Here is a 14,354-nt window from a genome sequence, read left to right as displayed (position 1 = left end):
GGTGCGGCCTTTCCCAGTGTGCAGTCAAAGTGAGCCGAAACACATCGGGAATGCGGTTCTGGTCATAACGGGCAATTAAGAAAATAAAAACAACGGGAGCAAGCGGGTCCACCATGCAATGGATAAAGAACAGCCAGCGCTTCCGCGTTCGCATCCTGTTCCTGCAATTAGCCATCGTGCTGATCACGCTGCTGGCAGTTTCGGTGATCGTGATGCGCTTCGAGATCAACCGGGTGGAGGACAGCGCTTTCAGCCGCGTCGCCCTGGTGGCCGAGGAAACGGCCCAGCTGGCCCCGATTGGCCACGCGCTGGCCGAGGATCCCGGAAACGCAGCCGAAGTCGTCGCACCGCTGGCCCACCTGGCCGAATCGGCATCCGGAGTGGACTATGTGACCATTGCCGATCTGAACGGCATCCGCGTGGCCCACCCCGATCCCGGGTCCATCGGCCAGCCGGTTTCCTCGGATCATGAATCCATCCGCAACGGCGAAACCTTCAGGGGCGTGGAGGAAGGCCCCCTGGGCGTCACCCTGCGGGTGAAGCAACCGGTCTTCGATGAGGGGAAGATCGTTGGCACCATCTCCGTGGGCATCCTGCAAAGCAAGGTGCGCGCCAGCCTGGTTGATATCGTCTGGGCATTCGCGCCGTGGATTATCCTGGCCGTGGCCATCGGCTCCCTGGCGGCCGCGCTGGCCGAACGGGCCATCCGCAGGATCTATCGGGTTGATCCCGAAGAGGTGGATTCGCTGAAGCAGGCGCAGCAGGCGGTGCTCTACGGAGTCAGCGACGGCGTGCTGGGCGTGGATGGCAATGGCCGGCTCACCTTGGTCAACGGAGAAGCGCGCCGGCTGCTGGACCTTCCCGAGGACACTGTGGGCCAGCAAGCCGAAGAGGTCCTGGACCAGAGCCTGGTGGACCTGCTGCGCAGCGACTCCCCCGAGGCCGAATCGGTGCAGAACGTGCTTTCCGGAGAACGGGTGCTGATTGCCACCCGCCGCGAGGCGATGCTGGGTCCCAAGCACTATGGACGCACCCTGACCTTGACCGACCATACCGAGCTGGAAGAGACCTTGCGCGAGTTGCGCGGCCAGAGGTCCTTGGCCGATACGCTGCGCGCCCAGGCCCACGAATTCACCAACCGCTTGCACCTGCTCTCGGGGCTGATGTCCATCGGCGAATACGAAGAAGCCAAGGAGCATATCCAGCGTTTCTCCGGCGCTCGCGGCGAGCATCCGGAAACGCATCTGGGCGACCCCACCCTGTCAGCGCTATTCGTTGCCAAGCAGGCCGTGGCCAGCGAAGCCGGGGTCCGGCTGGAGCTTAATCCTTTCTCCGCGGTGGTTCCCGGAACCGCGATTGACGACGATGCCATCACCGTCGCCTCGAACCTGCTGGCCAACGCCATCGAGGCCGCCGGCGATGGCGGCGTGGTGTCATTGCACTTGAACGCCGGGCCCACCGGCATGCGCATCGCGGTCAGCGATTCCGGCCCGGGCATCAAGGAAGGCGACGCGGCCCGCCTGGTGCAGCTTGGCTACAGCAGCAAAACCGGGGCGCCGGGAGCAGTCCACGGACGGGGCATCGGCTTGGCCCTGGTTGACCGCATCCGGACCCGGCGCGGTGGCGTGCTGAAGTTCGGGTCCAGTGATCTGGGCGGAGCCGAGGTCATCGTCGCCTGGCCTCCGTCGAAGCGACCTATGGTTAAGCAGAGCATTCCCGTTCCCGCGCAAGGAGATTACTTCAATGATTAAGACACTCGTGGTCGATGACGACTTCGCAGTGGCCGGGCTGCATCGCCGCTACCTGCAGGGCATGGAGCATTTTGAAGTGGTCGGCGTGCTGGAGCGCGGTTCCGGCGTGGTTCCCTTTGTGCAATCCGGGCAGGTGGATCTGGTCTTGCTCGATGTGCACCTGCCGGATCTGACCGGGCTGGAAGTCTTGGCCCAGCTGCGCGCAGCTGGGTCCGACGCGCACGTCATCATGATTACCGCCAACAATGAACGCGATGCGGTGCGCCAAGCAGTGGGCCACGGCGTCGAGGATTACCTGGTCAAGCCCTTCACCGTGGACGAGTTCAAGCAGCGTCTGGCGCTCTATGCCCAGCGCGTTTCGGAGCAGCCCGGAGCGGTGGCGCAGCCAGAGGAGCAGATCGACGAGCTGGGCCAGGCCGAGATCGACCAGCTGCTCCAGGCCGCCAGTGGACGAGGGGATGCCAGGATCCCCGAAGTCCTCGAACTGGCCCCCGGGGCCGTCACCGGCGCCCAGACCGAACGATTGCCCAAGGGCTTCACCGCGCCCACCATGGCACTGGTCGGAGAAGCCTTGCGCAGCGCACCGGGCCATCCGGATGGCACCCTGTCTTCCTTGGAGGTTGCCGAAATTTGCGGGATCTCCCGGGTCAGCGCCCGGCGTTACCTGGACTTCCTGGTCACGGCGGGCAAGGCCCAGCTGCGTCCGCGCTACGGTTCGGCAGGCCGTCCCGAGCACCGGTATTCGTGGGTCGGCTAAATTTCCTGCACTCCACTGGCTTTTAATGCACATTAGTGTATACACTAATTTCGGATCCACGTTTTCCCACGTCTTCATTTCCGAAAGGCCATCTCATGACAACCCATGCTCAGGAAACCGCTGCCAACGTCGCAGACGTCATCGTGGTCGGCGGCGGCAACGCGGCCTTCACCGCAGCACACGCGGCAGTGACCCGCGGCCGCAAGGTTCTGCTCCTGGAAAAGGCTCCGCGCGACCAGTTCGGCGGCAACAGCTACTACACCGCAGGTGCAACCCGCATCGCGCACAACGGCCTGGAAGACCTGCAGGACCTGGTCGAATTCGATGAGCGCCACCCGCTCTCCGAAGTTCCGCCCTACTCCGAGGCCGACTACGCCGGCGACATCGCCAAGGTAACCGAAGGCCGCAACGACAAGGAAATGACCGAAGTCCTGGTCAAGGAAGCAGCACCCGGCCTGCGCTGGCTCAAATCCCTGGGCCTGAAGTACCGGCTGATGTACGAACGCCAGACCTACAAGACCCCCGAGGGCGGCTACCTGTTCTGGGGCGGCCTGCACGTGGGCAACGTCGACGGCGGCGAAGGCCTGATGAAGGACCACCTGGAAGTAGCCCAGAAGCTGGGCACCGAAGTCCGTTTCGAGCAGGACGTCTACGGCCTGATCGTGGAAGAGGGCAAGGTGGTGGGCGTCAAGGTCCGCGCCAACGGCGAAGAGCAGGAACTGCGCGCCGAGTCGGTCATCCTCGGCGCTGGCGGCTTCGAATCCAGCCCGCAATGGCGCCAGGAGCACCTGGGCGAAGGCTGGCAGAATGCCAAGGTCCGCGGCACCCCATTCAACAATGGCGAGATGCTGGCCGCCGGCCTGGAAATCGGCGCTGCCAAGGGCGGGGACTGGAGCACCTGCCACTCGGTCCAATGGGACGCGCTGACCCCGAAGAACGAATCCAACCGCGAGCTGACCAACCGCCTGACCCGCCAGTCCTACCCGTTGGGGATCATCGTGAACAACCGCGGCGAGCGCTTCCTGGATGAAGGCGCGGACTTCCGCAACCTGACCTACGCCAAGTACGGCAAGGTGATCCTGCAGCAGCCGGACTCCATCGCCTACCAGGTCTTCGACGCTTCGCTGCGTCCGATGCTGCGCGCCGAAGAGTACGAGATGCCGGAGATCTCCGAGGTCATCGCCGACACCGTTGAGGAATTGGCGCAGAAGATCGGCGTGGATCCAGCGGCGCTATCCAAGACCGTCTCGGAATTCAATGCTTCCATCGACACCTCCATCGCCTACGACCCGAACGTGCTCGATGGGCGCGCCGCGAAGGTAACTCCGCCTAAGAGCAACTGGGCCAACCCGCTTGAGACCGGCCCGTTCTACGCCTACCCGGTCACCTGCGGCATCACCTTCACCTTCGGTGGCCTGAAGGGCAACACCGACGGCCAGGTGCTGGACGAGAACGGCGAGATCATCCAAGGCCTGTACGTCTGCGGCGAAATGCTCGGCGGCCTGTTCTCGGCCAACTACCCGGGCGGTTCCGGCCTGGCTGCCGGTGTGGTCTTCGGCCGGCGTGCCGGTAACCTTGCCTAAGTACTAAATCCCATTGTTCCGCCAGTACGCCTGTACTGGCGGAACAATGGTTTTACCCGCCATCCAGCCTTAGACGAGAATGGGGATCATGGCCAAGCTCGATTCGGATTCAATCCATGCCCAGCTCAAGGACGACTTGCTGCAAGGCGCATTCCAGCCCGGGGATGCCCTGCGCGAGGTCGCCCTGGCAGAACGCTTTGGAGTTTCCCGCACCCCGGTGCGCGAAGCCCTGACCCGCCTGCTGCATGAAGGGCTGCTGGAGCGCCGCGCCCGCGGTCTTTTCGTCAAGGAAATCGACCCCGAACAGATCATGCAGGTCTACGACCTGCGCATCCTGCTCGAAGGCCAGGCCGCCCAGGAAGCCGCCTCGATGCGCACCGAAGTGGACCTGATGCGGCTGCAGGCCCTGGTTGACCGGGACCGCGCACTGGCCGAACCAGATGACGCCACCCGCTTGGCCACCAACATCGAGTTCCACCGCGCGCTCTGGCGCGCCGCGCACAACCCGGTGCTGGAGGATCTGCTGGAGCGCCTGGCCACCCACCAGATCCATGCCCCGACATCCACGCTCTCGGTTGGCTCGCGGTGGACCGAATCCCTGGATGAGCACCAGTGCATCGTGGACAACATCCGCGAGCGCGACAGCGCCAAGGCCAGCGGACTCATCCAGGCGCACATGGCCACCGCCAAGGCGCTGCGCTTGAAGATGTTCGCCAGCCTGATGCATTAGCGTCGGGCCCACGGCAGCCGGGACGTCTCGAGTTAGGCCAATGCATCGCTGGTCTGTAGACTGGAAGCATGGCTCTGGTTGTCTCAACGCATGCGCAGCGGCTTCTCGCTGCCGTTTTCCCCAAGGGAAAACTGCTGACCAAGCTAGCCAGCGGCACCAATGGGTGGTTGAGTTCCTGGGGAACCAACGCCCACGGCGAGATCGCCGGCTGCCCGCCACCGCGCCACTAGTTGCGCGGTCCCGATTCCTGGTTTTTCTCCGGTGGATTCCGCGCGCCCTCGTGCCCTTTTCCCGGATCCCAGAAAGACCCGTTACTTTGCCATACCCCTCAACTGGCGTATCCCGCCAAGCACCCCACGCCCTGTGGCGTGGAATCCGCCAAACCCTCAAGCAGGACTCGATGGGCGGGCTGCTGCTGCTCTGCGCCACCCTCGCCGCCTTGGTCCTGGCCAATTCCCCTGCAGCCCCATGGTACGAGGGGTTGCGCGACTTCCGTTTCGGCCCCGAGTCCCTGCACTTGAATCTCTCGGTCGGAGCCTGGGCCGCTGACGGCCTGCTCGCCATCTTCTTCTTCGTTGTCGGCTTGGAACTCAAGGAAGAATTCGTTGTCGGCAAATTGCGCAATCCGCGCACGGCGATCGTTCCGGTGGCCGCAGCCGTAGGCGGCGTGGCGCTGCCGGCACTGTTCTATGTCCTTGTCATCTCCGCATCGGGAAGCTCCGCCATCAACGGCTGGGCAATCCCCGCAGCCACTGATATCGCCTTCGCGATCGCCGTGATCGCAGTGGTGGGCAAGTTCCTGCCCCCTGCCCTGCGCACCTTCCTGCTCACGCTGGCGGTGGTCGATGACCTGCTGGCCATTTCCATCATCGCCATTTTCTACACCGATGACCTGGCCTGGCTGCCGCTGCTCCTCGCGCTGCTGCCACTGGCGGCATTCGCGCTGGCAGTGCAGCGCGGGGTCCGCGCCTGGTGGGTCCTGATCCCGCTCGGCGCCACCGTCTGGGCATTGGTGCATGCCTCGGGAATCCACGCCACGGTGGCCGGCGTGCTGCTGGGCTTCATGGTTCCGGTGATTGCCACCCAGCGGGCGCATGTGCGCACCGGGAGCACCGAGCAGGGCGAAGTGATCCACGAAGGCCTGGCCGCCCACTTCGCGGACCGGTGGTCCATTCCCTCATCCATCATCGCCATTCCGGTGTTCGCCTTCTTCGCTGCCGGTGTTCCGGTCGGCGGCCTGTCCGGACTGGGCGAAGCGCTGGCCAGCCCGGTGGCACTGGGCATCATTGCCGGCCTGGTGCTGGGCAAGTCGATGGGCATCACCGCCGCCACCTTCCTGGTCACCAGGCTCCCGGGAATCAAGCTGGATGGCAGCATCAAATGGCCTGATGTGCTGGGGCTGTCCTTCGTGGCAGGCATCGGCTTCACCGTCTCCCTGCTGGTCGGCGAGCTGGCCTTCGGCCAGGGCGGCGAGGAAGCGCAGTACGTGAAGGTCGGGGTGCTGTGCGGTTCGCTGCTGGCCGCGGTCATCGGCGCGGCGCTGCTCGGGTCGCGAAATCGCGCGTACCGCGCGGCGGCCAAGACTGCTGCATAGCTAGCCCTGCTGCATCCTTCCTGCGGATGGATGCAGCAGGGCTGTTCGCCCGAATCAGGAGCGCGCGGTGATCGAATCGATGGCTTCGCGGGCATCTTCGGCCAGCTGCTGCGGCATCGGCGCGCTCTTGGCCGAGTCGGCTGCGGTCTTCTGCCCCTGGTCGCTGACGACGTACTGGCCGAAGGTCTTGGCCAGTTCCACGGTCTGCGGATCCTCGTAGCCGCTGCAGAACAGCAGGTAGGAGACCAGCACCATCGGGTACGCGCCGGCGGCGGTGGTCTTGCGGTCCAGCTCCAGAGCGATATCGTGCTCACCGCGGCCGTGGACCCGTTCCGATTCGGCCACTGCCTTGGCCGCTGATTCCCCGCTGACTGCCACGAATTCCTCGCCGACCTTCAGCTTCACCTTGCCCAGCGACTTATCCACCAGGGAGTCATCGGCATAGGTGACCGCGCCCACGGCGCGGGTCACGGTGGTCACCACACCGGCATTGCCCTGGGCCTTCTCCAGGCCGGTGGCATCCGGCCAGCCGCCATCCGGCTCGTGCGGCCAGGCTTCGGGAGCAACCGCATGCAGGTACTCGGTGAAGTTCTCGGTCGTGCCCGAATCGTCGGCGCGCGCCACCCCGGTGATCGGCAGGTCGGGCAGCTGGACCTGCGGGTTCAGCTGGGCGATGGCCGGGTCCTGCCAGGAGCGGATCTCACCGGAGAAGATCCTGGCGATCGTTGGGGCATCCATGTTCAATTCCTTGATGCCCGGCAGGTTGAAGGCAATGCTGATCGGGGAAATATACGCCGGGATATTGATCGCGCCCTGCGGGCCGCAGGTCTCGATGGAGCGCTGGACTTCCTCTTCCTTCAGGTAAGCGTCGGATCCGGCGAATTCGGTGCCGCCTGCCAGGAGCCCGGCGCGTCCGGCGCCGGAGCCCACCGAGGCGTACTGCACCTGGACCTGGGGGTGCATGGTGGAGAATTCGGTGGTCCAGGCGTTCATGGCGGAATTCTGCGCGGTTGATCCGCCGCCGGTCAGCGTGCCTTGGAGGCTAGAGCTATTCGATTCAGCGGCCTTGCGCTGCTCTTCTCCCAGCGGGTAGTCCGACCCGCAGCCCGAAAGCAGCAGGACCAGGCCCATGCTGGCAATCGCGGTGAAAGCGGCGGTTCGAGGCAGAGGTGGCCGGGCAGGTCCGGTGGTTCGCAAAACTTCTCCTGGGGTCCAATGTGAACGGCGGGTGTACTTGAAATTCCAGTGAATCATCATCCCTGCACTTTCCGAAATCATTCCCTGGCCACAGCCGATGAATACTCGGCGGGCCCGCGGGCGTTGAACTGTGTTTCCCAGTCTCCTAATCCCCGCCGGTGCCAGTTGCCGAGTCGATAGCAGCGAGGTCCTGCGTCGCCGGCCCCTCCAAAACTTCCCCGGCCGGACTGAACCTGGACCCGTGCAGCGGGCAATCCCAGGATTTCTCCGCGTCATTCCACGACAGCACGCCACCTAGATGAGTGCAGATCCCGGACACCCGGCAGGTGGCCCCGACCATTGTGGACACGGCGACCGGGCGCAGGCCCTCGCGCAGCACCAGACCTTGGCCCTCGGCGGGCGGAGTCCGCTCCTCGCCAAACACGCCGCCTGCATCCTGCGCGGCGCCCTTGCCTGCTTCGCCAAGCAGCGAGCGTTTCCATCCCTCTACGAGTTTTCCAGCAACCCGGGAGTTGATCTTCGCCCCGGCGACCAGGTCGGCCGGGGTGGTCGCGCGCTGCGACAACGCCTGCGTCCAGGCGATATTTCCGCCGAGGATGTTCGCGCTGAGCTGGAGGGCGGCGGCAATCGCATTGGCCATCCCCCACTTGTTGTAGCCCGTGGCCACATGGATGTTCCCTCCCCCGCGGGGCAATTGGCCAACGAACGGAACCATATTGGCCGATCTGTAGTCCTGCGCCGACCATTGGCCGGCGAGTTCGGCCCCGGGGAAATGCCTTCTGGTCCAGATATCCAGGTCCTTGAGCTGGCCGAGCTCGGAGAGCTGCTGGCCCACCGGATGGCCGTTGCCGCCCACCAGCAGCAGCTCCTGCCCGTCGAGAGGAACCGTCCGCAGCGAACGTGCTGGCTGGTCGATGGACAGGTACATTCCCTGGGGCAGCGCACCGGCGGCTGCATCAATTCGATACGCGACCACGTAGGAGCGCGATGGCTCGACTTTGGCGAAATACAGTCCCCGATCCAGGATGGGGATACCCGTGGCCAGGATGACCTGCTGGGCACGGTTCTCGCCTTGGCTGGTATGCACTGTGGCCAGGGCGCCGGCGCTGGCATCACGCACCCTGACGCCATCGACGATTCTGCCCCCGCGCGAGCGCAGGTCGCTGGCCAAGGCCTGGAGCACTTCCATGGGGTTGAATTGCGCCTGGCCAGGCAGGGCCAGCGCCGCGGCCACGGGAAACGGCAATCCGATGTCCGGGCCGCACCAGCTGGCCTCCACCCCGGCGCTGCGGGCTGCCTCGGCTTCCTTCTCCAGACTGGCACGTCCGGATTCGGCTTCGGTGTACGTGTAGGCATCCCGCCGCTGCACGGCGACATCCCGCTCCTCCAGATAGCGCAACAACCACGACTGCCCTTCGAGATTCCCCTGGACATAGGCGTCCACAACCTCTTGGGAACAATGCTCCCGGATCCCGGAGAGCACCGTGCCCTGCAGCAAGCTGAGCTTCGCGGTGCTCGCTCCTGTTGTTCCGGCCCCGGCGAACCTGGCTTCGAGTACCGTGACGCTCAATCCGGCCCGGCTCAGCAGCACGGCGGTGGCCAGCCCGGTCAGCCCCGCGCCTACGACGATGGCGTCATGGGTTGCGCCCGGCTGGAATTGGTCGGCTCCACCGGAAGAACGCTTCGCCTGCCATAACGACTCCATCATCGCTTTCTCCTCTTGCTCAGTTTGCTGCCGCACCCTGATTCCACGGTATGCACAAGCGCCGAGGTTCGGTACGGCCACGAAAAATTAGGCGAATTCACCCAGCTTGGCCAGCAGCCGCGGCCCGCCACGGCCGCCTTGCCGATTCCGCAGGCTGATTTGCGCTGCCGAGAAAACTTAAGTGATAATGATTCTCATTATGACTCTTGAAGAGCCCGGGCTCGCCCGCCAGCCCCGCGCCCCACTGCCGCCCAGCCCGGCCTTGTGCCTGCGTAACGCGCGCCTGGGACTGCCCGGCGCCGCCAGCCCGCTGCTCGACGTCGAGGAGTTCATGCTTCTTCCCGGCGAGCGCGTGGTCATCACCGGCCCGTCGGGTGCTGGCAAGTCGCTGCTGCTGTCGATGATCACCGGGAACTGGGCACCCGGACTGGAATTCACCGGAACCCGCACTCCCGGATCAACGCGCATCGGCTACATCCCGCAGCGCGGCCAGGACGCCCTGCATCCGCTGCTGCCGCTGGGACGGCAACTGCGCAAGGCCACCGGCGCCAGCGCGCAGCAAGTCCGCGGCATCCTGCAAGACGCCGGGCTGGGCGATCCGCAACTGCTCGCACGACGTCCCGCAGAACTCTCCGGAGGGCAAGCACAGCGCGCCGCCATAGCCCTGGCCGTGCTCAGCCAGGCCCCGGTGATCCTTGCCGATGAACCGACCAGCGCCCTGGACCACACCGCCCGGGACCTCATCCTGGAACTGCTGGGCACCCTGCTGGGCCAGCAACAGGCCCTGGTGCTGGTCACCCACGACGCGGCAGTTGCCCAGGCGCTGGCCACCCGGCACCTGGTCCTGGACTCCGGGAAGATCGCCAGCACCCGCGCGCCCCGGCTGGAACGGGTACCGGCTTGAGCATCCCCGCATTGGAAGTATCCGCGCTCAGCGCACTGCGCGGGCACGGCGCAGCCCGCCGACTGGTCCTGGAGCCCCTTGGCTTCACGCTGGCCCCGGGCGAATCGGTGGCCGTCACCGGGCCATCCGGCGCCGGAAAATCCACCCTTGCCGACATCGTGCTGGGCCTGGAACTGCCGGACTCCGGAGAAATCCGCGTGCTGGGCCAGCACTGGAGCGCACCGAAGCGCAGCCACGCGCCAGCACGCCGCCGGCTGGTCCAGGGCGTGCCCCAGGATCCTGCCGCCGCCTTCGTGCCGCGCTGGAGCATCCGCACCTCGCTGCAGCAGGCCATCCACCGGCTGGCTCCCCCAGCCGGCCCCGGAACGGGCATCGACCGGGCTGCCGAGCTGGCGCAATTCGACACGGCACTGCTGGATCGGCGCCCGCACCAGCTCTCCGGAGGACAGTTGCAGCGGGCCGCGCTGGCCCGCGCCGTGGCAGTGAACCCCTCGGTGCTGGTGGCGGACGAGCCGACCAGCGCCCTGGATCCGGACACCGCCCAGGCAGTCGCCGGCCAGCTGCTCTCCACCGCCGCCAACTCGGGCATTGCCTTGCTGCTGATCACCCATGACCCGCAGCTGGCCGCGCAATGCTCGCGCACCATCGCCATCCGCCCACCGTCCCGATAACCCGCCCACCAGCTGATCACCCATCACCGATCACCCATCCCCAAGGACCTCGCACCCATGAATCGACCCCGCCCCAAGACCCTGGCTTTGCTCACCATCCCGCTGGCCGGGGCACTTGCCCTCAGCGGCTGCTTCTCCGCGGCCGCCGAGCAGGCCGGAAGCACCGACCGCATCTCCGTAGCCCACATGCAGCCGCCCCGCTCCGGGCTCAGCCCGCTCAGCGACGACGCGTTCAAGCTCTCGCGCTGGTCCACCGCCGAAACCCTGGTCAATCTCGACGCGTCCGGGGACGCCCAGCCGGCATTGGCTACCAGCTGGGAACGCAGCGGCGAGCTAGCCTGGGACTTCGAGATCCGCGAAGGCGTCAGCTTCCACAACGGCCAGCCGCTGACCGCCCAAACGGTGGCGAACTCCTTGCAGCGGGCCATCGACTCGACCCCGGTGCCGCGCATCCTGAACGGAACCGCATTGAAGGTCGCGGTGCGCGGGGAGCACGGACTGCGGATCACCACCGCGGACCCCGACCCGCTGTTGCCCCAGCGGCTCTCCAGCCCGCAGCTGGCCATCTTCGCCGCCGAAGCCTACACCGCCAACGGGGTGGATCCGGCCGGCCACGGCACCGGCCCCTTCCAGATCGTGGACGTAGACGGGATTTCCGGGGCCACCCTGGACCGGTACGAGGGCTACTGGGGCGAAAAGGCCGCAGCCTCGGGCATCGACGTGAAGTTCGTGCCCGATGGCACCGCCCGCGCCGCCGCGCTGCGCACCTCGGAAGCAGATGTCATCGAGGCCATCCCCGCCGGGCAGGCCGCCACGGTGGACCAGGAGCTGCTCACCGAAGTGCCGATGCCGCGCACCAACACGCTGTACCTGAACACCGAGAAGGGCCCGTTCGCCGACCCGGCGGTGCGCGCCGCGGCCCGCGAAGCCATCGACCGGGCGGCCATCGTGGAGTCGGTGTACGAGAACCGCGCCGATATAGCCGAGGGCCTGCTCGGCCCGGCCCTGCCCTACGCCGCCGGGCTGCGCGATTCTGGAGAATACCGGCAGCTGCTGGCCCAGCGTGCCGAACCAGCCAAGGTCAAGGACGTGGAAATCACCCTGGGCACCTTCACCGACCGCGCCGAACTGCCAGAAGTCGCGGTGATCCTGGAGCAGCAGCTGGAAGCGGCCGGATTCATCGTGAAGCAGGATGTGCGCGAATACCAGTACATCGAGGCCGACGCACTGGACGGCGCCTTCGATGCCTTCATCCTCTCGCGCGCCACCGTGCTGGATTCCGGGGACCCGGTCGCGTACTTCGCCTCCGACTTCACCTGCGAAGGCGGCTTCGCCATCGCCCAGCTCTGCGACAAGGACGTGGACCAGGCCATCGCCCGGGCCTCGGAAACCGAAGCCGGGGAACAGCGCCAGCAGCAGATCATGCTGGCCGAAGCCCGGATCCTGGGCACCGACGCGGCCATCGCGCTGCTGCACGAACGCGTGATCCAAGGCGAGGGCCCCGCCGTGCGCGATGCCGCGCAGGATCCGCGCGAACGCGAGCTGATCACTGCGCAGACCCGCCTGGACAGCGAGCAGGAGCCGCAACGCTGATGAACTGGTTCGCCCTGAAGGCGCGGCGCCTCTCCTGGCCGTCCTTCGCATCCTGCCTGCTCAGCGCGCTGGCCCTGCTGCTGGTAGCCGGCGCGCTGCCCTGGCTTTCGCGCACGGACCCGGCCGCCGCGGTGCTGCGCGCACGCTATGCCGAACTGGAACCCACCGAGCAGGCGTTGGCCTCCGTGCGCGCGCAGCTGGGCCTGGACCAGGGCCCGCTGGCCACCAGCCTGCACTGGTGGTCCGGGGTGCTGCACGGGGATCTGGGCAGCTCCTGGGTCAGCGGGGCAGAAATCGCTCCCGGCGCCTGGCGGGCCCTGTCGGTCTCCGCCACGCTCACCGCCTTCGCCACCATCATCGCGCTCGCCGTGGCCTTCGCCCTGGTGCTGCCCGCCGCGCTGCGCGTGCTGCGCAACCGGCAGCATTCAGGTTCCGGGCCGCTGGGCGTGGCGCTGACCGCCTTGCCCGAATTCCTGCTGGCCAGCTTGCTGCTGGTACTGGTGGCGGTGCAGCTGCAATGGCTTCCGCCCTACGGGTGGACCGGGCTGGACACCGCGATCCTGCCCGCGCTGGCCCTGGGCATCCCGGCCGGCGGATTACTCGGCCGGCTGCTGGCCGACGCCATCGCCTCGGTGGCCGCCGAACGCTGGGCCGGGATCTGGCACCTGGCCGGAGCTCCGGCGCCGGCCATCCTCTCCGGGGTGCTGCGCCGGGCCGCCGCGGCAGTCATCGACCAGCTCGGCCTGGTGTTCATCGGCTTGCTCGGCGGCGCCGTGGCCGTAGAGCAGGTCTTCGCGGTGCCCGGACTTGGCCGCTATCTGCTCGGGGCGGCCAATGCGCAGGATATTCCCGCCTTGCAGGCCGGGCTGCTGCTGATGGCGGGATCGGCGCTGCTGATCGGAATGCTCACCGCAGCGGCCCGGCGCGCGCTGCGCGGCGGCGCCCTGCCCGCAGGATCGCTGCCAGCCCCGCCCGAGGCGCGCGGCAACGGCAGGATCCAGCGCTGGACTGCGGCGATCACCTGCACCGCGCTGCTGGCCATCCTGGCTTTCGGACTGCCGCGCGACCCCTACACCCTTGCCTTCCAGAGGCTGCAAGCCCCGGGGGCCGGTTTGCCATTCGGCGCCGATTCCAGCGGACGGGATCTGCTGGCCCGCGTGGCCCACGGAACCTTGGGCACGGTAGGCCCGGCGCTGGTGATCGTGGCCTGCGCAATCCTGATCGGCCTGCTGCTAGCGGCAGCAGGCGAGATCTCGCGCGGGCCGGCGGTAATTGCCAACGCGACTCCGCCGATTCTGGCCGGGGTGGTCATCGCGGCCCTGCTGGGCCCGTCGGTGGGCGGTGCGGCGCTGGCCGTGCTCTGGGTCAGCTGGCCTCCGCTGGCCACGCATGCTGCCTCGCTGCTGGACGAAGCCCGGGCCATGCCGCATATCCGCTGGCTTCCGCTCTCGGGGGTGCCGCGCGGCCGGATCTGGGTCCAGCATTTGCTGCCCGCGGTGCTTCCGGCCCTGCTGAGGCACGGGATGCTGCGGTTGCCCGGGGTGGCACTGGCTTTGGCTGCCCTCGGATTCCTCGGGCTCGGGGCTCAGCCGCCCACCCCGGAGTGGGGCCTGCTGCTGGCCGAAGGCATCGGCTATGTCGAGCGGGCTCCGTGGACTGCCATCGCCCCGGCTACCGCACTGGTGCTCACTTCCGTGTGCGCGGTGGCGCTCGCCGGAATCCCGGCGCCGCAGCGTGCCGGTACCCGAGGCACGGCTGCGCAGCAGGATCCGGCGGCCAGGAACACGCCGGTCCCGGTGAGCTGAAACGCGGGCCTATCCCGGCCCTGGAAAGAAAATGGAGCCAAGGGGCAACGCGGCATATGCCGCG

General features: G+C 66.9%; 12 protein-coding genes. 10 read left to right on the top strand and 2 right to left on the bottom strand.

Going from position 1 to position 14,354, the window contains the following annotated elements; genetic code table 11:
• Window positions 1-113: 113 nt before the first annotated feature.
• From AC1Z36_RS04285 to nhaA, 6 genes are all read left to right on the top strand, one after another.
• Window positions 114-1,751: a sensor histidine kinase gene (locus tag AC1Z36_RS04285; protein WP_402741497.1), complete on the top strand. Its 1,638-nt coding sequence runs from the start codon at window positions 114-116 to the stop codon at window positions 1,749-1,751.
• Window positions 1,744-2,508, top strand: a complete 765-nt coding sequence (locus tag AC1Z36_RS04280) for a response regulator (RefSeq protein ID WP_402741496.1) — start codon at window positions 1,744-1,746, stop codon at window positions 2,506-2,508. The genes AC1Z36_RS04285 and AC1Z36_RS04280 overlap by 8 nt, the downstream gene beginning before the upstream one ends.
• Before the next feature lie 95 nt (window positions 2,509-2,603).
• A complete protein-coding gene (tcuA, locus tag AC1Z36_RS04275) occupies window positions 2,604-4,091 on the top strand; it encodes an FAD-dependent tricarballylate dehydrogenase TcuA (RefSeq protein WP_332595331.1) in 1,488 nt (495 codons plus the stop codon).
• A gap of 88 nt (window positions 4,092-4,179) precedes the next feature.
• Window positions 4,180-4,821, top strand: a complete 642-nt coding sequence (locus AC1Z36_RS04270; protein WP_483561720.1) for a GntR family transcriptional regulator — start codon at window positions 4,180-4,182, stop codon at window positions 4,819-4,821.
• A gap of 68 nt (window positions 4,822-4,889) precedes the next feature.
• Window positions 4,890-5,051: a hypothetical protein gene (locus tag AC1Z36_RS04265; RefSeq protein WP_166650850.1), complete on the top strand. Its 162-nt coding sequence runs from the start codon at window positions 4,890-4,892 to the stop codon at window positions 5,049-5,051.
• A gap of 86 nt (window positions 5,052-5,137) precedes the next feature.
• The gene (nhaA, locus tag AC1Z36_RS04260) at window positions 5,138-6,415 is read left to right on the top strand and encodes a Na+/H+ antiporter NhaA (RefSeq protein WP_332731193.1); all 1,278 of its coding nucleotides are present in this window, start codon (window positions 5,138-5,140) and stop codon (window positions 6,413-6,415) included.
• A gap of 54 nt (window positions 6,416-6,469) precedes the next feature.
• Here nhaA and pstS read toward each other — a convergent pair whose 3' ends face one another.
• Together pstS and AC1Z36_RS04250 are read right to left on the bottom strand one after the other, a co-directional pair.
• A complete protein-coding gene (pstS, locus tag AC1Z36_RS04255; RefSeq protein WP_365945430.1) occupies window positions 6,470-7,546 on the bottom strand; it encodes a phosphate ABC transporter substrate-binding protein PstS in 1,077 nt (358 codons plus the stop codon).
• 211 nt (window positions 7,547-7,757) lie between these two features.
• Window positions 7,758-9,320, bottom strand: a complete 1,563-nt coding sequence (locus AC1Z36_RS04250; protein WP_483561719.1) for an FAD-dependent oxidoreductase — start codon at window positions 9,318-9,320, stop codon at window positions 7,758-7,760.
• A 196-nt stretch (window positions 9,321-9,516) separates the two neighbouring features.
• On the opposite strand from AC1Z36_RS04250, the gene AC1Z36_RS04245 reads away from it, so the two are divergent.
• Genes AC1Z36_RS04245 through AC1Z36_RS04230 form a run of 4 tightly spaced genes read left to right on the top strand, consistent with a single transcriptional unit; the run spans window position 9,517 to window position 14,290 of the window.
• The gene (locus AC1Z36_RS04245; RefSeq protein ID WP_105662163.1) at window positions 9,517-10,221 is read left to right on the top strand and encodes an ATP-binding cassette domain-containing protein; all 705 of its coding nucleotides are present in this window, start codon (window positions 9,517-9,519) and stop codon (window positions 10,219-10,221) included.
• Window positions 10,218-10,892 carry an ATP-binding cassette domain-containing protein gene (locus AC1Z36_RS04240; protein WP_105658744.1) on the top strand — a complete coding sequence of 225 codons (675 nt, stop codon included), beginning with the start codon at window positions 10,218-10,220 and terminating at the stop codon, window positions 10,890-10,892. Before AC1Z36_RS04245 ends, AC1Z36_RS04240 begins: the two co-directional genes overlap by 4 nt.
• Before the next feature lie 57 nt (window positions 10,893-10,949).
• Window positions 10,950-12,485 (top strand): ABC transporter substrate-binding protein, encoded by a 1,536-nt coding sequence (locus AC1Z36_RS04235; protein ID WP_402741493.1) that lies wholly within the window; start codon window positions 10,950-10,952, stop codon window positions 12,483-12,485.
• Window positions 12,485-14,290: an ABC transporter permease subunit gene (locus AC1Z36_RS04230; RefSeq protein WP_332499368.1), complete on the top strand. Its 1,806-nt coding sequence runs from the start codon at window positions 12,485-12,487 to the stop codon at window positions 14,288-14,290. The genes AC1Z36_RS04235 and AC1Z36_RS04230 overlap by 1 nt, the downstream gene beginning before the upstream one ends.
• Window positions 14,291-14,354 lie beyond the last annotated feature (64 nt).

The sequence above is a fragment of the Glutamicibacter sp. BS14 genome, assembly GCF_056934375.1.
This window is presented reverse-complemented; position numbering and strand designations above follow the sequence as displayed.